This is a genomic window from Larkinella rosea, from assembly GCF_003858635.1.
Lineage (GTDB): Bacteria > Bacteroidota > Bacteroidia > Cytophagales > Spirosomataceae > Larkinella > Larkinella rosea.
The window spans coordinates 1,034,846-1,055,163 of record NZ_RQJO01000007.1 but is presented as its reverse complement, the minus strand read 5'-3'; the positions used below and the strand labels follow the sequence as shown (position 1 = coordinate 1,055,163).

Genomic DNA, 20,318 nt, shown 5'->3' with positions numbered 1-20,318 from the left:
ATCGGAATGGCTTCGTGGTCAGATTTTTGCTATTTTCACGGCAAACCGGTTCTGTATTAGAGAGGCTGCGTTTTCTTAACCACCGTACGTGCATGAAGAAACTGTTTACTGCGCTGGCCGCCCTGGCCCCTTTATCGTTTGTTGTTGCTCAGGAAATATCCAGTCTTTCTTCGCTGAAGCAAGTGGCGTCTGTGCTCGGAACGACACCGGCCGAAACCGCCGTCGCCATTGGTAAATCCTTGCAGGGGCGGCCTTATGTCGCTCATACATTGGATAGTAACGAATCCGAACAGTTGGTGGTTAATTTTCGGGCGTTCGATTGTACGACATTCCTGGAAACCTCGCTGGCGTTGTCGCTGGCGCGTCATCTCGTGGTGAACGAACAGGATTCGGTTCTGTTGGAGCGGGTTTTTCGGAAAAACCTAACCCGAATCCGCTACCGGAACGGCGTGATCAACGGCTACGCGAGCCGACTGCATTATTTTTCGGAATGGCTGGTTGACAATGAGCAGAAGGGGATTTTGCAGGATGTGACGCAGAAAATAGGTGGGATGCAGGTTTCAAAACCGGTGTCGTACATGACCAGAAGTACCTGGAAATACCCGCAGCTTTCGGACCCGAAAAACCGCCAGCAAATCGCGCTGATCGAATCGGCGATCAGTCAGCAGAGCTTCTGGTTCATTCCCAAAAAACAAATCAAAGACATTGAAGGCAGTTTGAAAGAGGGCGATATTATCATGCTGACGGCTTCACGACCGGGTCTGGACATGAAACACGTCGGTTTCGTCGTCTGGCAAACCGCTCCAACCGGTGAGCGGAGAGCCCACTTGCTACACGCGTCGTCGCAAGGGGGCGAGGTGATGATCTCGGAGGTGCCACTGGCCGACTACGTGGGGTGGAACCGCCAGTTTTCGGGGATTCGGGTGGCCCGTTTGCGAGAAACCGCAGCCCAGAGCATTTCCTACAAAGAGGCCCGTCGGATTAACTGAAAGGGGTTTTTTACTTTTTCGTTTCGTTTTTCCAGAATGATCCGGGCGGCTGTTTCGCCCATTTTTTCGTGATCGGTCGAAATGACCGCAATTCCGTCGGCCAGTACTTCTTTCAGGGGTGTTTCGTTAAAGGCCAGTACGCCAATGTCCTGCCCCAATTGCAAACCGCGCTGTTTAACCTGGCGAACCAGTTCCACCAGGTCGCTGTCTTCCAGCACAATGTAAGCCGTTCCCGGTTGAAGCTCCTGCCCGGTCAGGGTATCGAGCAGTTCAAAATCCTTTTTGTAATGGACGCAAAAATTCCGAAAACCGCGGACGATTTCGCGCGGGTAGTACACTTCTTTCGGAAAAACCAGCGTCAGCTTTCTGTACTTTTCGAGCACATCCAGGCCGGATTCCAGCGCTTCGTAAATATCCCGGTCAAACTGTTGGTAAACCGTTGAATACGAGCCGTTTAGTTCGGGGATATCCCGGTCCAGAATAATCAGCTCGTTGGCCGGAATCTGTTCCAATAGTTTTACCACATTGACCTGTTCGGTTTCCTCGTAAAAATGCGGCATGACCACGTAATAATGGTATTGCCCCAGATTTTCGTTCAGTAATTTTTTAAACCGCTGGGCGCTGTGGTGGTGAATCCGCAAGTCGACAATGGCATTGTGACCCAGCGCGTTCACCATTGAATAGTAAATTATTTTTTTATAAGCGCTGAACTTGTTGATCAGCAGCAATACCCGCAACTGACCCGGACCGTCGCGCCGGATGAAAAACCCTTTTCCCTGAACGGCCTGAATGATCCCTTCCTTTTTCAGGTAATTGTAGGCTTTTTCGACCGTGTCGCGGGCCAGGTAATATTCTTCGCTCAGTTCGTTGATCGACGGCAGTTGCTGATCCCGTTTTAAGGTACCAATCTCAATGCCATTGATCACCGCGTTGACAATCTGACGGTATTTCGGAACGCTCGACTGAGATTCGATATGAAGATCAATCATGGAAAAGGCTTAGGGAAATTTTGGGAATTTACTGAAATCGGGCTTGCGTTTCTCTAAAAACGAATCTTTGCCTTCTTTCGCTTCATCCGACAGATAATACAGTAAAGTAGCATCGCCCGCCAGTTGCTGAATTCCGGCCTGACCGTCCAGCTCCGCGTTGAACGACGCCTTCAGCATCCGTAACGCAATCGGACTTTTCTCCAGAATTTTGCGGCACCAGTCCAGGGTCGTTTCTTCCAGTTTTTCCAGCGGAACGACTTTGTTCACCAGACCCATGTCCAGGGCTTCCTGGGCATCGTACTGATCGCACAAATACCAGATTTCACGGGCTTTCTTCTGTCCGACAATCCGGGCCAGATACGAAGCACCAAAACCGCCGTCGAAACTTCCCACTTTCGGACCGGTTTGCCCAAATCGGGCGTTATCGGCCGCAATGGTCAGATCGGAAACCACGTGCAGGACGTGACCACCTCCGATGGCCCAGCCCGCCACCATGGCAATGACCGGTTTGGGAATGCGCCGGATCTGCATCTGCAGGTCGAGTACGTTCAGGCGGGGAACATTGTCTTCACCCACATAACCGCCGTGTCCCCGAACCGACTGATCACCTCCGCTGCAGAATGCCTTGCCGCCCTCACCCGTGAGAATAACGACGCCAACACGCTCGTTCTGGCGGGCGATTTCCATCGCTTCACTGATCTCCTTGATGGTCTGGGGCGTAAAAGCGTTGTGCTTTTCGGGCCGGTTAATGCTGATTTTGGCGACACCTTCGTAATACTGAAATAATATCTCGCTGTATTCTTTGATGGTTTCCCAGGGATAATTGCTTTGCATTGCTGAACAAATAAATGGATGAACGCTGCTTACAGCCAATCAGACACGCAAGATTAGTGAAAGGTTGCGTGCGGACTGGAATTCTATTCTTCTGAAAATTCACTGTCGTGGTAGGTTACATCCCAGGTATGATCGGCCATCATGCGAACGGTGGCCACACACCGCCGAAACGGGAAAACCCGTCCCCACTCGCCGGGAGCAATCATCGACAGCACATCGGTGCCGTCTTTTTTCTCGTAGAAAAAATACGTGTGTCCGACAATCGGCTCAAAACCCATATGGGCGCCGTAAATTCGTTCCGACACTTCAACCCGATTACGGATTGCCGTGGCTTGTTCGGCCAGTAACTGCATCTGCCGGTACAACTGGGACAGTTGCAGATCGGTTTGCTCCCGCATGGCCGAAACTGCCCGGCCTTTCATTTTACCTTTGTCCTCCGGTTTAATCAGCGCACTGCCGACTGAGTGCGCGTATTCGAGTAATCCGGGTTTATCCGTAACTTTATCGACTGAAATGGGATTTTCAAACGCTTCGTTCGCCATGAGGCCGGTTTCAGTTTTTAGTTAATGGGTGACCGTTTAAAGGAATAAATGGCTATTAATTGATGTTAACTGAAAGTCCTATCGATGCCAATCAATCCTAAACGGCTTTGCAACAAGTTGGGGCAAAAGTAGCTTATTTTTACGATCATACCGTATACCTCATGCGAATAGCTCCCGGTAATTTGCCAGATCCCCAAACCGATTACGAAGCCAAATCCATTGCCTTTTGCCGGGCGTGGATTTCCGGACAAACGGAATTTACACTCTCCACTTCGGGTTCGACCGGAACTCCCAAACCCATCCGGTTAACGCGTCGGCAGATGGTTGCGAGCGCCCGCCTGACGGGTCATACATTTGGATTAAAACCGGGCGACCGGGCGCTGGTTTGCTTACACGTGGACTACATTGCGGGAATCATGATGTTGGTGCGGGGATTGGAATTGGGGTTGATCCTGACGATTATTGAACCAGCCTCGAATCCGATCGATGCCGTACTGGCTGAAAATGAATCTATTGATTTTGCTGCATTCGTTCCCTTACAACTTCATACCATGCTGGATGCCGCCAGCGAATCGCTCCCGGTTCTGAACCAAATGAAGGCGATCCTGGTGGGCGGGGCGGCTGTGGATCACGCCCTGGCTGAACGTTTGCAGGCGATTGAGGCCCCGGTTTTCAGTACCTACGGAATGACCGAAACGGTTTCGCACATTGCGGTTCGTCGGCTCAACGGGCCAAATCGGACGGACGTATTTCGGATGTTACCGGGTGTGGAGTGGGGCCTGGACGAACGGAATTGCCTGTTTATTAAAGCAGCTGCCACGGATTTTGCGGTGGTTCAGACGAACGACGTGGTCGAGGTGATCGATTCGTTTCACTTTCGGCTGGTGGGGCGCGCCGATTCGATCATTAACAGCGGGGGCGTGAAAGTTCAGCCGGAACTTGTCGAAAAAATCATTTCTAAGGTTCTGATGAAAGAAGCAATACCTAGCCGGTTTTTTGTATATGGACTTCCCGATGAACGGCTGGGGCAACAAGTGGCTTTATTTGTTGAACAGACGACCTGGGATGAAAACCGCATCGAGCAGTTGAAAATTGCTGTTCGGGCCGAAATGGGGCCGTATGCGGTTCCCAGAAAAGTCATCTTCTTACCGGTTTTTGCCGAAACTCCTACCGGAAAAATTGATAAAAAGGCAATCGCTTCCCAGCTGCGGTTTTGATTCGTAAAACAATCGAATTCACTTTAACCGATTCGCCCTATCTTTGCCGGAGGTTATTACTTCCCTTATTTTTCTTCTTTTCGTTCATAAAATGATTGAGCCCAGTTTCAGAAACGTCGAAATTCGCTACCAGACCGCGCAGGTTGTTCCTCCGCCATACGCCCATTTCTTTACAATCGCCATCCGCTCCATGGATGACAAAGGGCTGCAAATCGACTTTACCATGACCTATACGGATCGGGACGAACTGGAAGAGGAGGAAATTACCGGCGAAGGATTTACCGCGAACGATGACTACACCTGGTCGGGGCGGTTACTGCCAGTTTGGACGCAAACGGTTGGTGAATTGGTACGGAAAACCCAGCTGAAACCATTTGATGAAGAAAAGTTAAACGACAATCAGGATTATTTTCTGGTTTCGGTGGAGCGTGAAAATCAGTCTAAATCGTCCGGTACTCCGTCTCACCGCACGGAATGGCAGTTTTTGAGTCAGGAACTTATCCAGGCGGTTTATGAAGTCTCCGGGAAGGAAAAGCCATTTGAGGTAACGTATGTTGAAATCGAGTCGGGGAATCGTACGGAAGCCCGGTTGACGGCGTCGTTCAGCCGGCGGGAAGTTCGGCTGGAAACCCGCAAAAACAACCAGAGCCAATCGCGGGCCTTGCCCTGGAAAGAACTGACGTCGATGATGGAAGTTTTCTACGCTGTTGATTACGACAGCGAAGCTGCCTTGCCCGATTTGCCCCGAAAAACCGGTCGCTACCTGAATTTAGGGACGCCGGAATGGTACGAAACCGGCACATCCCTAATCGGAGACGAGGGCGCAGTCAACAAACTCCGCAAACTGCTGAATCGGCTCACTCAATAGCTTTTACAAGTTGATGACTTGCCGGGATAGGATCAGCTCCAGATGATCCGATCCTTTTTTGAGCAGACAGCCCAGTCGGTATTCGCCTTTCCGAACGGCCTGTAAGGGGATGACGGTTGAAAAACCGGGTCCGAAATAGGTACCCTGGGTCAGCAGCTGACGCCGTCCGGCAATTTTAGGCAAGGTTCCGGCCAGGTAAGTTTTCTGGTTTGTTTCATCGTGCAACACCACAAACAGATTGTCACGCAACGATTGCCGCCGAAGCGGAAAGTCCGCAATTTCAATCGAAAGCTGGGGCGAATTTGTGCCGGCATTCAGAAAGTACTGCGTCCGGAAGGTATATGGTTTGAAATTCCGCTGCTGAACGGTCGCTTGCACCAGCTCATCAAAACCGGCAAATTGATCGGGAACCTGCCAATAGCCCTGCTGCCAGGCCGGTTGCAGAAAATACAAGCTACTTTCTATTGAACTGGTATTGCACAATTCGGTCTGGTGTTTCCGCCAGTTATACGTGTCGGCAACCAGTCGGCTATTTTTATTGGCAACTTCCGGGGTGTAACCAAAATAAGAACTAATATAGAAAAGAAGGGCAAAGCCGGAAAAGAAAATTAAAAGGGATTTTCGTAAAGCAGAAAACCCATTAATCAGAAACATATAAAAAAATACTGAGCTGAAAGCGGCATAAATTTTAAAGCGGTTTTCGAGCACAATGGTGGAGCTGGCCCTAAAAATAGTGATCAGGAAAGTCGTTAACAGGATAAAGCAGAAAAACGAGAATAATTCATTTTTAAAAGTCGAATTATTTTTGCGGACGTTGAATGATTGATAGATAAATATAAAAAGAGAAGGAATAATTAAAACACAGATCAACGCTCCCCAGATGATCGATGCAGCCGCAGAATCGGATTGCCAGACCGATATGTTGGCTCCAATCCGGGCTACGAAAGAAGCGGGTAAATTCGGCCAGTTGATGCTGCTTTCGACGCCACTGCCGGGCGTGTAATCGGCTATGTATAATCCAAATGCCACGATGGCAGAAACGATCCAGGGAATTAACACTTTGTAGTGTTTTTCGACCAGCAATAAAAAACCGCCCGTTGCAAACACCACAATGCCGTTTCCGTGGGTAAAGGTAGCCAGCAAAGCCAGTACAACCGCGATACTCACCCGGCCCCAGGACGGTTTTTTGAGTAAGATCAGGCACCCGCAAAGCAGAATGAGCAGCGTAATATGCTGAAGTCCGGTTAAGGCCCAAATGCTGACTTCGTGGTACTGAGGCTGGAAAATCAGGAACGGAATCGGAAGAAAATAATAGAACGGAAGTTTTAACCGACGAAATAAACCAAATACAAATCCGCAAACGGCGATCAGATTAATAGCGGCCAGGAGAATATAACTTTTAAAATTCAGGTGGCCGGTCAGAATATAATCAAGGTAACCAATCAAACGGGGGACGAAAATACGGTGATCATTTTCGGTTCGAAAAAATGTATGTAAATTATGTTTCCAGCCTAATCCTTTTTTGAGTTCGAAAATCACCTGCAACAAACTATTGTCATCCTGAAATGGAAAATCGACGGAATAGACCGCTACATAATAGACATAAAAAAGAACCGTAAAACCGCTTGCAATACCGGTAAACCAACTTAAATAATTCCCAAAACTCGATTTGGTCATTGATGGATTTTGGAAGAGTAATGTGATCAAAATGGTTTTATTCGGGTGGAAAACATACTGAAATGCGGATCCAGAAAGAGATCATTTACCTGGTTTTCTGAATGCGGTCTAATTCATATTGTAAATCTTCCACCAAACTCCGGATGCCATCGAGCGAAGGAGTGGCCTGGGGCATTTGCTGACTGATAAATGCCGTAATTTCCCAGACTTCGAGCACTTCGCGAATGGGCACTTCCCGGGTGTTGATGGCGGGTTGGTCAGATGTCAACAGCAGGGTTCCCTTGAGCTTTACCTGATTAAATACCCGTCGGCACTGAATTCCCTGATTTTGCACGAGCAAAACATGCAGCTTGTTGTCGGCAATATCATACCAGTTTCTGACGTATTTCCCAATCAGCAGGGCTTCCGGAAAAATGAATTCATCGCCCGCATCAAACGCCCGATAGGTATCAGGTGGTAACAAAGGTAATTGTAAAACCGCTAATCGATTCAAAAAATCGGGTTGCTGAAACCGTTGCAGGTAGTCCGTAAAATGCCGTTTCCGAACCCACGGAATGGTATTGGTGGTTTGTGAATCATTCGTCGGGCGATGATCAGCGACCGTATTTATCGTTGAGCGGGCGTTTTCGTAGACGTTATTAAACGACAGCGATTGCGTTGCGGATTGGTGAGTGGGTAGTTGAAAAGGCGAAAATCCTTCCCGCTGGGAAACGGGCCGGGGAACAATGCGCTGCGATACGAGTTTTATTTGTGGTTTGTTTTCGACCGGTTTTTGGAAGATATCGGCGGGTTTGGAAACCGGTTGCTGGTAATATTTCTCCAAAACGGCGGAAAGTGCTTTGGGGGCCGTTGCCGTATTTTCCGGTTCCGAAACATCTTTAGGCAACGGAGAGGCTGGAAAACCAGTCTTGGGATAAGGCGGGTTGCCAGACAACGAACGGTCCATGGGCAGGGCCAGATCGGGGGTTTCACGAATTTTTCGTAAATCACTTTTCAGCAAATTGTCGACCGTTGTGCTGAACGCGCGGGCAATCGACATCAGATTGTCCAGATTCGGATTCGCCCGGGCTTCCTCGTACGCACCCAGCAGCGAGCGTTTGATGCCAATCCGCCGGGCAAACTGTTCCTGGGTCAACCCGTTGAGTCGGCGGAGGTATTTGATGTTATTGCTGACAATACTCATAGGGCGGTGTTTTGACAAAAATATTAGTATTTCGGTATTATTACCTGTTTTTTTACAAAAACGTGATCCGCGATGGAGTTACCCGCTTTCAATACCCGTACGCGTCTATCCATTCAGGAATTATTCGATGCCCAGCGCCAGCAGGCCGGTTTTTTGGCCGCTACCACGGCATCTGAGCGGATTGCAAAACTGAAACGGATTCAAACGTATCTGCTATCGAACCGAACGGCATTAGCAAATGCCTTGTTTGAAGATTTCCGAAAACCGGCTCCCGAAACCGAATTGACGGAACTTTTGGCAATCAACAACGAATTGAATGTGGCAATCCGGCATTTGAAACAGTGGGTTAAACCGCATCCCGTTCCGACGCCCCTGGGCATGTTGGGGACGAGCAGTCACGTGAAATACGAACCGAAAGGCGTAACCCTGATCATTTCGCCCTGGAATTATCCCTTATATTTGTGCCTGAAACCGCTTATTTCCGCGATTGCTGCCGGGAACACGGCCATCGTGAAACCGTCGGAACTGGCGCCCGCGGCCTCGGCCATTATTCGGAAGATGATTCAGGAATTGTTTTCAGCAGATGAAGTAGCGGTTTTAGAAGGTGATAAAACGCTGGCCCAAAGCTTACTGGAATTGCCCTTTGACCATATTTTTTTTACCGGGAGTACGGAAGTAGGCAAAGCCGTGATGTCGGCGGCAGCCCGGAATTTATCCTCGGTGACGCTGGAGTTGGGCGGGAAATCACCCTGTATCATTGATGAAACTGCCGACATCGAGTCAGCCGCCCGGCGGGTGGCCTGGGGAAAATGGATTAACAACGGACAGACCTGCGTGGCTCCGGATTTTATTCTGATTCAGCGATCGGTCAAAGACCGGTTTGTTCGTGCCGTCAGGGAAGCGGTCCGGGCAATGTACGATGCGGAGGGGCGGGGAGTCCAGGCGTCGGACAGTTACGCGCGAATTGTTAATAACCGGCATTTTGACCGAGTTAAAAACCTGCTGGACGATGCAGTCGGAAAAGGAGCAACGGTGGTGATGGGCGGGCAGACAGATTCGGCCGACCGGTTTATCGAACCAACCCTGCTCGAAAATGTAACCACCAAAATGGCGCTCATGCAGGACGAAATATTTGGCCCGTTACTGCCGGTTATTCCTTACGACACACGCGAGGAAGTGATCCGTTTTCTGACCGGTCGGACAAAACCGCTGGCGTTGTATATTTTTAGTCAGCGCAATTCGGCGACCCAATTCTGGCTGAACCGAACCACGGCGGGAAATACCGTGGTCAACGACACCCTCATTCATTTTGCCCATACCGAATTGCCCGTTGGGGGAGTCAATCAGAGCGGAATCGGGAAATCGAACGGGTTTTACGGTTTCATGGAATTTTCCAACGCGCGCGGTATCGTAAAGCGTCAATTTGCTTCTTTACAATTCATTTATCCACCTTATTCAGACAGGGTTAAAAAACTATTGAAAATATTAATGAAATATATTTGAACGATTTACTGATTAGTTGGGTCAATTAATTCGATTGTATATATTAGTGCAGTTTTTACTCAACAGGTTTATGATCAATAGGACTACGAAGGAAACCACCGCCACTATCGCTGAAACCAACCATGGATTGATCGAAAAAAATGGTGATCGTACAGGTATCCCGATTATTTTTGTTCATCAGCATTATAGTTATTATCTGGATTATACGTTAAGACAGGCAGTTCACTCCAACCCAGATAGTCCCATTCATTTGATTGGTGATCCGGAAAACGACCAGTTTCCGTTCGTTATTCACCACAACATCAGCGATTTTTTAAATGAGGAAACGGATCGTTTTAAATCCGTGTACCAACATCATTCGCCCAATCATTATGATTACGAATATTTCTGTTTTATTCGCTGGTATCTCGTTAAAGAATTGATGTTGCGGGAAGGCTATACGCAGGTTTTCGTGGCCGATTCCGATGTAATGATCTACACGGACATTACGGAATATATTAACCAAACCAGCCTGAATAACCACCTGGCAGCATTTAATCTAGGGGTTGATTATCAGTGGGTTCGGTCTGCTTCGGGCCATTCTTCCTATTGGACGTGGGACGGTATCTGCCAGTTTTGCGAGTTGGAAATTGATCTTTATACCGAACCCCGATTCATCTCATTCATGGATCAGATTCGGGCGGAAAAGATCATTAAAAACGACCGCGCCGGGATTTCGGACATGACCGCTTTGTACGTCTTTTACGAAGAAAAAAATGCCCAGATTCGCAACCTGTCGGAATGCACGGACGGTTCGGCTTTTGACCACAATATTTCCATGGCGACCAATTATAATCTCGATGAATACGAGTTTGGATTAGGCCGTAAAAAAATTGTGATTAAAAATGGATATCCAGTTGCTAGAAATAGATTTCTGAAGAAGGATATCCGGCTGCATACCCTGCATTTTCAGGGGAATAGCAAAAACATCATCCACCGGTATTATACGGGTGGAGGAATGATAAGAAGCCGAACTTTCCGGGAACTACGGTTTCAGGCGTCAGTATTATACCATATGGTGAGGTAACGACTGGATCTCAGTTAATACTCATTATAAGGCAGATTGACCGTATCCCGCCAATAAGTTGCCACATCGCCGATCATCTGGATCAGTTCCGTAAACTGAATGGGTTTGACCAGGTAGGAGTTGGCGCCCATGCGATACGCTTTTTCAACTTCCTGCCGGGAAGACGTCATAATCAATACCGGAATGTTTTTCAACTGGTGGTCGGCCCGAATGGCGAGAAGGGTTTCCAATCCGTTGCGAAGCGGCATGTTGATATCCATAATAATCAACGAGGGAAGCGGGTGGACAGCTTCCGGACCGATGCAATTCTTCAAATAGTCAATAACCTGGTCTCCATCTTCAACAAATCGTCCGCAATCGAACAATCCGTTTTGCATAAAGGCTTCATCAAGCAGCAGCCGATCTTCTTCATCATCTTCGGCAACTAGTATAGTAAAAGGTCGATTGGGCAACATAGACAGATAACTTGCAGGGTCGTGGCCCCAAAACAAGTGAATGAAGGTAGTGGTTTTCCGGTTTATTGCCAACTTGTCAAATCATATTTTGGGTAAAGCCAATTGTTTCCCGCTTTTATGTACCTTAAGACCGCACTATTTTCGGACCGCTTCAATCATCTTATGCGCTATTTATTTCCGCTTTTATTGCTTTTTATCCGGGAGGTTAAGGCCCAGACGCTTCCAGTTCTCGATCAGAATCCCACCCGGCTACAATGGAATCAAGTGAATACACCGCATTTTCGGGTGATTTTTCCAAAGGGCCTCGACCAAACCGCTCAGCAAACCGCCCGGCGATTGGAACAGGTTTATGACCCCGTAAGTGCAACCTTAAAAAAGACACCGCGCAGGCTATCGGTTATTTTGCAGAATCAAACCATGATCAGCAACGGGTTCGTAACCATGTTGCCCCGTCGATCGGAATTCAACGCCGTCCCGGCTCAGGACCCGTTTCTGGCCGGGACGCTCGGCTGGCTCGATTTGCTGGCCGTGCACGAATTTCGCCACGTTGTTCAATACGAAAAGGCTTTGCAGGGATTGACGCGCGCGGCCTATACCTTGTTTGGCAACACGGCTTTTACCGCGCTGACGTTGGGTGTGCCGGACTGGTTCTGGGAGGGCGATGCCGTGGGAACCGAAACCGCACTGACGAATGCCGGACGGGGGCGAATTCCGAACTTTGATTTGGCCATGCGCGCAAATTTGCTGGCGGGTCGGCGGTTTACGTACCAGAAAGCCGTTGGCGGTTCGTATCGCGACAATGTTCCTAATCATTACGTTCTGGGATACTTCATGTCGACGTACCTGAAACGGGAATACGGTGCCGATGCCTGGAGCAATGTCCTGAATCGGTATTACCGGTTTCCCGTTTATCCTTTTTCGTTTTCCAATGGTGTAAAAAAGACGACTAAATACCGCATTGAGGAATTATACCGCCGGTCCATGCTGGATATTGAAGACACCTGGCGGAACCAACGGAAAGAGCTCCGGTTAACGGATGCGGTACCATTTCCGGTAATGGCTTCTGAAAAAGTGTATACTAATTATCAATACCCACAATACATCTCCGGCAACGAAGTTATTGCGCTGAAGTCCGGGTTGGGCGACATTGCCCAGTTTGTGTTGCTCGACCGGAATGGTCAGGAAAAGAAAGTGTTTGTGCCGGGTCTGTTCAACAATCCCGAAATGCTTTCCGTAGCAGACCGGAAAATTTGCTGGACGGAATTTCGCTACGATGTCCGATTCGGGCAACGGATTTATTCCGAAATCAAACTCTACGATTTGAAAACCGGTCGACTACAACGCTTGACCAGTCACAGCCGCTACGCCGTGGCTTCGCTTTCGCCCGATGGTACGAAGGTGGTGGCAGTTCGGAATGACGAATCCTATCAAACCCGGCTGGTCATTCTGGATGCAAAAACCGGTCAGGAATTACGCGTTCTGGACAATCCGGCAAATGATTTATACGTTCAGCCGCGTTGGCGGGATGATAACCGGACGCTGGTGGTTGTCAACCGGAAAAAGGAAGGGAAGACTATTCAGATCATTGATTCAGAAACGAATGAAAAGCAGGAGTTGACGGCGGTTTCGAATCAGAATATTAGCCATGTGCAGCCGTGGAAACAATACATTTTTTATAATTCGCCCCAATCCGGTATCGATAATGTTTATGTACTAAATACCCAAACCGGTGCCCGGTTTCAGGTGACTTCCCGTCCGCTGGGCGCTTACCACCCCACCATTTCACCCGACGGTAAACGACTTAGCTTTCACGATTTTAACGCATCCGGTTACCGGATTGCCGAAATGCCCCTCGATTCGTCGAAGTGGATTCCGGTTGGGCAGGTTCAGGATCGATTGGTTCGGTATTTTGGTCCGTTTGTCGCTCAGGAACCGGGTGGTCCGTTAGTGAGGGCCGCTCTGGCCGATTCGGTGCCAACCGCTGAAAAATTTCCGCAAAGCCGGTTTAGCCGCTTGTTGCATGCCTTCAATTTATACAGTTGGGGGCCGGTGGTGGCATCCGATGGACAAAGTGGAACGATCGGCTTGCGATCCCAGGATTTGCTCAGCACGACGCAGGTCGATGTCGGAGTGGGGTATGATCAGACCGAGCGGACCGTGAATTATTACGGAAATGTGAGCTATCAGGGCTTGTTTCCGATCCTCGATGTCGGTTTTCAACGCGGTCGCCGATCCACTTCGGTTTATGTGGATCGCCGGGCACCGCTCGATTCACTTCGCAGTGATTCCTGGAATTACAATCAATTATCGGCCGGTTTTCGAATTCCGCTTCAGCTAACGACTTCGAAATACTTTCAAAGTGCCTATTTATCAGCTTATTATGGATTAATGCAGGTGAGTGGGTATGAATTGCCCGTTCGCCCGATCACCGAGGTTGGCTTTGGCGGAACCTTGCAGTCACTGGCGTATTCAGCATCGTATTCCCGCACACTGAAGCAAAGCAAACAGGATGTGGCTCCGCGCTGGGGGCAGGCGGTTTCGGCGGTTTGGCGAACGACGCCATTTCGTGGCCAGTTGAATGGCGAAGTGTGGGGGGCTCAGGGAAGTCTGTATCTGCCGGGTTTGGCAAAACACCATGCGCTGCGTTTTCGGGCTGGCTATCAGCAACAGATGTCGGGCAACTACCGGTTTGCTCCCGTCATTTTTTTCCCTCGCGGCCAATCGTATGTAAGTTACAACCAGCTAACAGCGGGAAGTGTAGAATACCGGTTACCACTTTTGAATCCGCATTGGTCCATCGGTCGCTGGCTGTACATTCAGCGGGTGAAGGGGACCGGATTTTACGATGCGGCTCAGGGAAAAAGTGACGTACGGGTGCAGGGGCAACCCGTCAACATGACCGAGCGGTTTTCCACCACCGGCCTGGACTTATCCTTCGTCTTCAATGTCATGCGGCTCCGTACCCCATTCGAAGCGGGCGTACGAACCATCTATAACCTCAAATCCGGAGAATATTTGATCCAGCCACTCGTGATTGGGCTCGGATTCTAATTTCATTGAGTGGTTTGTCTTTGAGTGAACGGCAATCTGCAACATTGCTCAATCACTCAATCCCCAATCGCTCAATGATATACTTCTCCCCGCGCGGCTTTCAGCGTGTTTTGCATCAATGAGCAGATCGTCATTAGACCAACGCCACCGGGTACGGGGGTGATGTAACTGGTTTTGGGAGCTACTTCGTCGAAGTTTACATCACCTTTCAGGGCAAAACCGCTTTTCTTGGTTAGGTCGGGTACCCGTTCCAGACCAACGTCGATCACGACGGCACCATCTTTTACCATGTCCGCCGTAATGAATTCTGGCCGGCCGAGCGCAGCAATCAGAATATCGGCTGAACGACAGATTTCGGCTAAATTCAGGGTCCGGCTGTGGGTCAACGTGACAGTACAGTTGCCCGGATAGGTATTGCGCTGCATCAGGATACTCATCGGCAACCCAACAATCTGGCTGCGACCCACCACGACGCAATGTTTGCCGGCGGTTTCAATCGCGTATCGTTTCAGCATTTCCAGAATTCCCTGCGGAGTTGCCGAGATGTATGCGGGCAAGCCTTTAGCCATGCGCCCGATGTTAATCGGATGAAAACCGTCGACGTCTTTTTTCGGATCGATGGTTTCCATCACTCGATCGGCTGAAATATGGGCCGGGAGCGGCAACTGAACAATCAAACCGTCCATGTCCGGATTTTCGTTGACGTCCCGCACCGCCTGAATCAGCTCTTCCTCCGAAACCGAATCGTCGAACCGGATGAGCGTCGAGTGCATTCCCACTTCTTCGCAGCTTTTCATTTTACTCGCCACGTACGTTTCGCTTCGACCCGCCGTGCCGACCAGAATGGCTACGAGATGAGGAATCTTCCCGTTTTGAGACTTGATTTCGGCGACTTCAGCCGCGAGTTCCTGCTTAATCTGGAGAGAGAGGACTTTTCCGTCGAGGAGTTGCATCGTTCGTTCAATAAAAAGGCAAAGGTAAGGGTTTTGTTCAGACGAAAGCCCGGTTTTTTGACGGTTTATTTGAAAAGAAGCTGGTTTTTTGGCAGGAAAAATAGTATACTTGTAAAAACCGAATTGTGAATAACTCTCTTTTTTCCGCTGAAACGTCACTTTGAAGAAGTTTTATCGTTCCATTTTGCCGTTGATTTACCTCCTGCTGATCGGGTGGGCTACCGGTTTTCTGAGCCGGTTGACCGACGCGCCGGTAAAAGGAAACGCACTGAAAATGGCAACGATCGAAGCCTCGTCGATTCGTGAAATGACGGATCATCTGACGGACGGTTTGGCCCACGTTCTGGTTCACGAAGCAATCGTTGCCCCAACGGTTTCGCACCCGATTCCACTGTTGTTTTTCTGTATTATTCCTACGGTTTGGGTGCTGATCAACTGTGCAAAGCTGCGGCTTCAGCAAAAAAACGCGTACTACTATTTTGCCTATTTTCGTCGGCTTTTCGGGCATTTGATTGCCATTAACGCTCCCTGACCGTTTCACAATCTCGTCGTTTCTTCAACCTTATTTGCGCCTGAACCCGACGTTACCAAGCCGAGGGTGCACGAATAGTGCATTGCTTATCTCATTCGTATTCAGAATTCTATCCACAAATCAACCACGTTGTATGGTAAAGACACGTATTAATCGGGCTAAAAATTCGGCCCTGTTTCGCGAAATTAAAGAAGCGGTATTTATTGTGCTGGGCGTACTCAGCGCCGGTATGGGGCTGAAAGGGTTTCTTTTGCCCAACGACTTTCTTGATGGGGGCGTTATCGGTATTTCGCTCTTGCTTCAGATAAAAACCGGTATCGATCTGGCCATATTGGTCGTTATTGTCAATATACCATTTATCTGGATGGGCCTGCGCCAGGTCTCCTGGGTTTTCGCCCTGAAAACCGCGCTGGGAATCGGGCTGCTGGCGTTGTGCCTGGCGTTTATTCCGTACCCCATTGTCACAACCGACAAGCTGTTGATTGCCGTATTTGGCGGTTTTTTCCTCGGTGCGGGGATTGGGCTCGCCATGCGGGGGGGCGGTGTGCTCGACGGAACGGAGGTGCTCGCCATTTACATCAGCCGCCGTTCGTTCCTGTCGGTCGGCGACGTCATCATGGTCATTAACCTGCTGATTTTTGGGTCAGCCGCCGTCTTTATCAACGTCGAAACCGCTCTTTACGCGATGCTCACCTATCTGGCTGCCTCAAAAACCGTCGATTTCATCATTCACGGTATTGAAGAATATATCGCGGTGATGATCGTCTCGGATCGGCACGAGGAAGTCCGGCAGTTAATTACGGAAGAGCTCGAACGGGGTGTCACGGTTTTGAAAGGGGAGAAGGGTTTTGGCAAACGTGGACACCGCGAAAATGATATCAATATCCTTTATGCCGTTGTTACTCGTCTGGAAATCACCCGATTAAAAGATAAAATCAGCGAGGTCGATGAAAAAGCTTTTCTCATTGAACACAGTATTGCGGATGTGAAAGGAGGGATGATCAAACCCCGCCCGTTGCATTAACGATCAATTGCTCGGCCAGCCGCGACAAACCGGTCGTGGCTGGTTCGGGAATAAACGTCAGGTTGGTGCGGGGACGTATGTCCGGTACGTTCGGATCGACGACGTAGATGGGCGTGCGGGGCCGGACGTAATCGATCAACCCGGCTGCGGGATAAACCGCCATCGACGTTCCGACAATGATCAGAATATCAGCCGCGTGCGTTAATTCAACCGCGTCTTCCATCATCGGAACCGCTTCGCCAAACCAGACGATGTGCGGGCGGAGTTGGGACCCTTTTTCGCAGCGATCACCCCTCTTCAGTTCCCAGCCTTTGACGTCATACACCAGAGTTTCGTCCCGGGTGCTGCGCGATTTGAACAACTCGCCGTGCAGGTGAACCACTTTTTTGGATCCGGCTTTTTCGTGCAGATTGTCCACGTTCTGGGTGATAATTGTCACGTCATAAAACTTCTCCAACTGCTTGAGTGCCAGATGACCGGCGTTGGGTTTGGCATCGATAGCCTGTTTCCGGCGCTGGTTGTAAAACTCCAGCACCAGATCCGGATCGTTGGCCCAGCCTTGCGGGGTAGCCACATCCTCGACGCGGTGGTTTTCCCATAAACCATTGGAATCGCGGAACGTTTTCAATCCACTTTCCGCGCTGATTCCTGCGCCGGACAGAACGACAATTTTCTTCATTTTGTAGTTGCTCGTTCAGCAAGTTACGAATTTATTTGAGCGTTAACCCGTCTGAATGACCATAAAAAAACCACTCATTTGAGTGGTTTTTCAATACCTACAGACTGAAGTCCTTGGGTACGAATTACTTCTTCGCCGTCACTTTCTTGGCGGCTGTGGACTTGGCTGCCGGAGCTTTGGCCGATTTTTTTGCTTTCGGTTTTTCTTCAGTGGCTGTTTTTCCTTTTGCTTTCGGTTTGGCTTCAGCGCCCGCATCTCCACCCGCCAGTTTCAGGCAATCTTCCAGGGTTAGCGATGCAGGTTCGACATCCTTCGGGATTTTTACATTCCGTTTGCCGATTGAAATGTAAGGCCCATACATGCCGTTGACCACTTTAACCGTTGGATTTTCGGGGAATTCCCGGATGTATTTATTGCTTTCCGCCAGTCGCTTTTGCTGAATCAATTCGATCGCCCGGCCCAGCGTCAAACCGGCAGGAGTTTCTCCTTTGGGCAACGAAATGTATTTATCGTCGTGTTTGACATACGGCCCAAAGCGACCTTTTCCGGTAGTAATCAACTTGCCTTCAAACTCACCAATGGACTCGCTGATATTTTCGGCGCGTTTCTGCTGAATCAGTTCAACGGCACGTTCGGCCGAAACCGTATACGGATCATCATCTTTCGTGAGAGAAACGTATTTATTGTCGTGTTTAACATAAGGGCCAAATTTGCCAATGCCAATCACCATCGGACTGTCTTCAAAAAAGCCAACCTCGCGGGGTAAGGAGAACAAATCCAGCGCGTCTTCGAGCGAAATGGTTTCGATCAACTGGTCTTTTTTCAGGTTGGCAAACTGCGGTTTGTCTTCGTCCGTGGCTTCACCGATCTGAACGTAGGCACCGTATTTTCCCAGTCGCGCGGATACTTTTTTACCCGTAGCCGGATCAATCCCCAATTCCCGGCTGCCCGGTTTGGAGCCCGTCAGTGCAGCTCCCTGCACGGTTTCAACATTCCGGTGAAAATCACCGTAAAAATTCTGAATCATTTCCTGCCAGCCGATTTTACCGTTGGCAATTTCATCAAAGTCTTTTTCGACCGTAGCTGTGAATTTATAGTCGACAATTTCCTCAAAATATTCGACCAGAAAATCGTTTACGACGAGCCCCATATTGGTCGGGAAGAGCTTCGCTTTCTCCGAACCGTAGTTCTCTTTACCGGTTTTTTCCTGAATGGCTCCCTGCTTTAGAATCAGTTCCTTAAACTCACGTTCCTTGCCGGGCCGGTCTTCCTTGACGACGTACTGCCGTTTGACAATGGTCGAAATGGTTGGCGCATACGTTGAGGGTCGGCCAATGCCCATCTCTTCCAGTTTTTTAACCAGACTGGCTTCCGTGTAGCGCGCAGCCGGTCGCGTAAACCGCTGAGTGGCTTTCATCTGGTCCAGATTCAGGACCTGACCAATGGAAAGCGGGGGCAGCATGCCTTTACTTTCTTCGTCTTCGTCGTCGGTCGATTCCAGGTAAACTTTCAGAAAACCGTCAAATTTGATGACTTCACCCTGGGCAATCAATTCCTCCGGCGTTGTCGAAATGCCGATGGTGGCCGTGGTGCGTTCCAGTTGGGCATCCGCCATTTGCGACGCAATAGACCGTTTCCAGATCAGGTCATACAGCCGCTGTTCGTTGCGGTCAGCACCAGCGGTTTTTACCGAAAAATCGGTGGGCCGGATGGCTTCGTGAGCCTCCTGCGCCGATTCGGATTTGGTTTTGTATTGCCGCGTATGGACGTAATTCGCACCAAAATCAGTGGTAATGGCTTGTCTGGCCTTGTCGATCGCTTCCTGCGATAGATTAGTGGAATCCGTCCGCATGTAGGAGATCTTACCGCTTTCGTACAGCTTCTGCGCCAGTGTCATTGTCTGCAAAACGGAAAACGACAATTTACGCGAAGCCTCCTGCTGGAGGGTAGAGGTCGTAAACGGAGGAGCGGGCGACTTTTTCGCGGGTTTGGTTTCCAGATTTTTAATCGTGAAAATCGCTTCCCGGCATTTTTCCAGAAAAGCCCGCGATTCCTCGACCGTATTGAAGTTCTTCGGCAGTTCAGCATTCAGTAATTTGCCATTTTCAACGATAAACTGGGCCGTGACTTTGTAACTGGATTTGGAATTGTGTCCATCAATCTCCCGTTCGCGCTCCACGATAATCCGAACGGCTACCGACTGAACCCGGCCAGCCGACAAAGCCATCGAGCTGCCGGATTTGATTTTTTTCCACAAAACCGGGGATAGCTCAAACCCAACCAGCCGGTCGAGTACGCGCCGGGCCTGTTGGGCATTCACCAGATCAATATCGATTAGCCGGGGCGATTCGATGGCGTTCTGAATGGCTTTTTTGGTGATTTCGTGAAAGACAATTCGTTTCGTGTCGTCTTTCAAACCCAGCGCTTCTTTTAAGTGCCAGGAAATGGCTTCTCCTTCGCGGTCGTCGTCCGTTGCGAGCCAAATCACTTCCGCTTCTTTGGCTAGCTTTTTTAATTCGCTGATAACCTGACGTTTATCCGGGCTTATTTCATAGACAGGACGAAAGCCATTCTGGATGTCAATCGCCATATCGTCCTTGGGCAGATCCCGAACGTGACCATAACTCGATTTCACCACGAAATCTTTACCCAGATACCCTTCAATGGTCCTCGCCTTCGCGGGTGATTCCACGATAACCAGGTTTTTTGACATATAGATTCAGGTTGATTGTTAATTAGTACCGACAGTCTGTCCC

17 protein-coding genes are annotated in these 20,318 nt (G+C 49.4%); 8 read left to right on the top strand and 9 right to left on the bottom strand.

Annotated elements, in window-relative coordinates:
- Positions 1-92: 92 nt before the first annotated feature.
- On the top strand, positions 93-989 hold the full coding sequence (locus EHT25_RS04605) for an N-acetylmuramoyl-L-alanine amidase-like domain-containing protein (protein ID WP_124871314.1): 897 nt from the start codon (positions 93-95) through the stop codon (positions 987-989).
- On the opposite strand, the gene EHT25_RS04600 is transcribed toward EHT25_RS04605, so the two are convergent.
- The 3 genes from EHT25_RS04600 to EHT25_RS04590 all read right to left on the bottom strand — a co-directional run bounded on the left by EHT25_RS04600 (position 962) and on the right by EHT25_RS04590 (position 3,354).
- Complete coding sequence (locus EHT25_RS04600; protein WP_124871310.1) at positions 962-1,978, bottom strand: GntR family transcriptional regulator; 1,017 nt, start codon at positions 1,976-1,978, stop codon at positions 962-964. The two genes, EHT25_RS04605 and EHT25_RS04600, sit on opposite strands and share 28 nt — an antisense overlap.
- Positions 1,979-1,987: 9 nt before the next feature.
- Positions 1,988-2,812 (bottom strand): 1,4-dihydroxy-2-naphthoyl-CoA synthase, encoded by an 825-nt coding sequence (gene menB / locus EHT25_RS04595; RefSeq protein ID WP_124871307.1) that lies wholly within the window; start codon positions 2,810-2,812, stop codon positions 1,988-1,990.
- Between the two features lie 83 nt (positions 2,813-2,895).
- The gene (locus tag EHT25_RS04590; RefSeq protein ID WP_124871304.1) at positions 2,896-3,354 is read right to left on the bottom strand and encodes a DUF2452 domain-containing protein; all 459 of its coding nucleotides are present in this window, start codon (positions 3,352-3,354) and stop codon (positions 2,896-2,898) included.
- A 161-nt stretch (positions 3,355-3,515) separates the two neighbouring features.
- Here EHT25_RS04590 and EHT25_RS04585 point away from each other — a divergent pair, with 161 nt between their 5' ends.
- Both EHT25_RS04585 and EHT25_RS04580 read left to right on the top strand, forming a co-directional pair.
- Positions 3,516-4,571: an AMP-binding protein gene (locus EHT25_RS04585; protein ID WP_124871301.1), complete on the top strand. Its 1,056-nt coding sequence runs from the start codon at positions 3,516-3,518 to the stop codon at positions 4,569-4,571.
- 91 nt (positions 4,572-4,662) lie between these two features.
- Positions 4,663-5,439, top strand: coding sequence for a hypothetical protein (locus EHT25_RS04580; protein WP_124871298.1), 777 nt, complete (start codon positions 4,663-4,665; stop codon positions 5,437-5,439).
- 3 nt (positions 5,440-5,442) lie between these two features.
- Here EHT25_RS04580 and EHT25_RS04575 read toward each other — a convergent pair whose 3' ends face one another.
- The gene (locus tag EHT25_RS04575) at positions 5,443-7,116 is read right to left on the bottom strand and encodes a hypothetical protein (RefSeq protein WP_124871294.1); all 1,674 of its coding nucleotides are present in this window, start codon (positions 7,114-7,116) and stop codon (positions 5,443-5,445) included.
- Between the two features lie 85 nt (positions 7,117-7,201).
- A complete protein-coding gene (locus tag EHT25_RS04570; protein WP_124871291.1) occupies positions 7,202-8,299 on the bottom strand; it encodes a helix-turn-helix transcriptional regulator in 1,098 nt (365 codons plus the stop codon).
- A 72-nt stretch (positions 8,300-8,371) separates the two neighbouring features.
- Between EHT25_RS04570 and EHT25_RS04565 the strand changes: the two genes are divergently transcribed.
- Both EHT25_RS04565 and EHT25_RS04560 read left to right on the top strand, forming a co-directional pair.
- Positions 8,372-9,802 (top strand): aldehyde dehydrogenase family protein, encoded by a 1,431-nt coding sequence (locus tag EHT25_RS04565; protein WP_124871288.1) that lies wholly within the window; start codon positions 8,372-8,374, stop codon positions 9,800-9,802.
- A gap of 70 nt (positions 9,803-9,872) precedes the next feature.
- Entirely contained in the window at positions 9,873-10,868 is a 996-nt protein-coding gene (locus tag EHT25_RS04560) for a hypothetical protein (protein ID WP_124871285.1), read from the top strand.
- Positions 10,869-10,882: 14 nt separating this feature from the next.
- Here EHT25_RS04560 and EHT25_RS04555 read toward each other — a convergent pair whose 3' ends face one another.
- Positions 10,883-11,323 (bottom strand): response regulator, encoded by a 441-nt coding sequence (locus tag EHT25_RS04555; RefSeq protein ID WP_124871282.1) that lies wholly within the window; start codon positions 11,321-11,323, stop codon positions 10,883-10,885.
- Between the two features lie 162 nt (positions 11,324-11,485).
- On the opposite strand from EHT25_RS04555, the gene EHT25_RS04550 reads away from it, so the two are divergent.
- Positions 11,486-14,374, top strand: a complete 2,889-nt coding sequence (locus tag EHT25_RS04550; protein WP_124871278.1) for a TolB-like translocation protein — start codon at positions 11,486-11,488, stop codon at positions 14,372-14,374.
- A gap of 71 nt (positions 14,375-14,445) precedes the next feature.
- Here the strand turns inward: EHT25_RS04550 and EHT25_RS04545 are convergent, their stop codons facing one another.
- Entirely contained in the window at positions 14,446-15,327 is an 882-nt protein-coding gene (locus EHT25_RS04545; RefSeq protein ID WP_124871275.1) for a bifunctional 5,10-methylenetetrahydrofolate dehydrogenase/5,10-methenyltetrahydrofolate cyclohydrolase, read from the bottom strand.
- Between the two features lie 160 nt (positions 15,328-15,487).
- Between EHT25_RS04545 and EHT25_RS04540 the strand changes: the two genes are divergently transcribed.
- Positions 15,488-15,859 (top strand): hypothetical protein, encoded by a 372-nt coding sequence (locus tag EHT25_RS04540; RefSeq protein WP_124871272.1) that lies wholly within the window; start codon positions 15,488-15,490, stop codon positions 15,857-15,859.
- Between the two features lie 133 nt (positions 15,860-15,992).
- The gene (locus tag EHT25_RS04535; protein WP_124871269.1) at positions 15,993-16,883 is read left to right on the top strand and encodes a YitT family protein; all 891 of its coding nucleotides are present in this window, start codon (positions 15,993-15,995) and stop codon (positions 16,881-16,883) included.
- Here the strand turns inward: EHT25_RS04535 and EHT25_RS04530 are convergent.
- Together EHT25_RS04530 and topA are read right to left on the bottom strand one after the other, a co-directional pair.
- Positions 16,861-17,562, bottom strand: a complete 702-nt coding sequence (locus EHT25_RS04530; RefSeq protein WP_124871266.1) for an SIR2 family NAD-dependent protein deacylase — start codon at positions 17,560-17,562, stop codon at positions 16,861-16,863. The two genes, EHT25_RS04535 and EHT25_RS04530, sit on opposite strands and share 23 nt — an antisense overlap.
- A gap of 124 nt (positions 17,563-17,686) precedes the next feature.
- Positions 17,687-20,275 carry a type I DNA topoisomerase gene (topA, locus tag EHT25_RS04525; RefSeq protein WP_124871264.1) on the bottom strand — a complete coding sequence of 863 codons (2,589 nt, stop codon included), beginning with the start codon at positions 20,273-20,275 and terminating at the stop codon, positions 17,687-17,689.
- Between the last annotated feature and the right edge of the window lie 43 nt (positions 20,276-20,318).

Coding starts and splice junctions, on each gene's coding strand:
- EHT25_RS04560 (WP_124871285.1), top strand. CDS start 9,873: ATGATCAATAGGACTACGAAGGAAACCACCGCCACTATCGCTGAAACC.
- EHT25_RS04570 (WP_124871291.1), bottom strand. CDS start 8,299: ATGAGTATTGTCAGCAATAACATCAAATACCTCCGCCGACTCAACGGG.
- topA (WP_124871264.1), bottom strand. CDS start 20,275: ATGTCAAAAAACCTGGTTATCGTGGAATCACCCGCGAAGGCGAGGACC.
- EHT25_RS04585 (WP_124871301.1), top strand. CDS start 3,516: ATGCGAATAGCTCCCGGTAATTTGCCAGATCCCCAAACCGATTACGAA.
- EHT25_RS04555 (WP_124871282.1), bottom strand. CDS start 11,323: ATGTTGCCCAATCGACCTTTTACTATACTAGTTGCCGAAGATGATGAA.
- EHT25_RS04580 (WP_124871298.1), top strand. CDS start 4,663: ATGATTGAGCCCAGTTTCAGAAACGTCGAAATTCGCTACCAGACCGCG.
- EHT25_RS04600 (WP_124871310.1), bottom strand. CDS start 1,978: ATGATTGATCTTCATATCGAATCTCAGTCGAGCGTTCCGAAATACCGT.
- EHT25_RS04590 (WP_124871304.1), bottom strand. CDS start 3,354: ATGGCGAACGAAGCGTTTGAAAATCCCATTTCAGTCGATAAAGTTACG.
- EHT25_RS04565 (WP_124871288.1), top strand. CDS start 8,372: ATGGAGTTACCCGCTTTCAATACCCGTACGCGTCTATCCATTCAGGAA.
- EHT25_RS04605 (WP_124871314.1), top strand. CDS start 93: ATGAAGAAACTGTTTACTGCGCTGGCCGCCCTGGCCCCTTTATCGTTT.
- EHT25_RS04535 (WP_124871269.1), top strand. CDS start 15,993: ATGGTAAAGACACGTATTAATCGGGCTAAAAATTCGGCCCTGTTTCGC.
- menB (WP_124871307.1), bottom strand. CDS start 2,812: ATGCAAAGCAATTATCCCTGGGAAACCATCAAAGAATACAGCGAGATA.
- EHT25_RS04545 (WP_124871275.1), bottom strand. CDS start 15,327: ATGCAACTCCTCGACGGAAAAGTCCTCTCTCTCCAGATTAAGCAGGAA.
- EHT25_RS04575 (WP_124871294.1), bottom strand. CDS start 7,116: ATGACCAAATCGAGTTTTGGGAATTATTTAAGTTGGTTTACCGGTATT.
- EHT25_RS04530 (WP_124871266.1), bottom strand. CDS start 17,562: ATGAAGAAAATTGTCGTTCTGTCCGGCGCAGGAATCAGCGCGGAAAGT.
- EHT25_RS04550 (WP_124871278.1), top strand. CDS start 11,486: ATGCGCTATTTATTTCCGCTTTTATTGCTTTTTATCCGGGAGGTTAAG.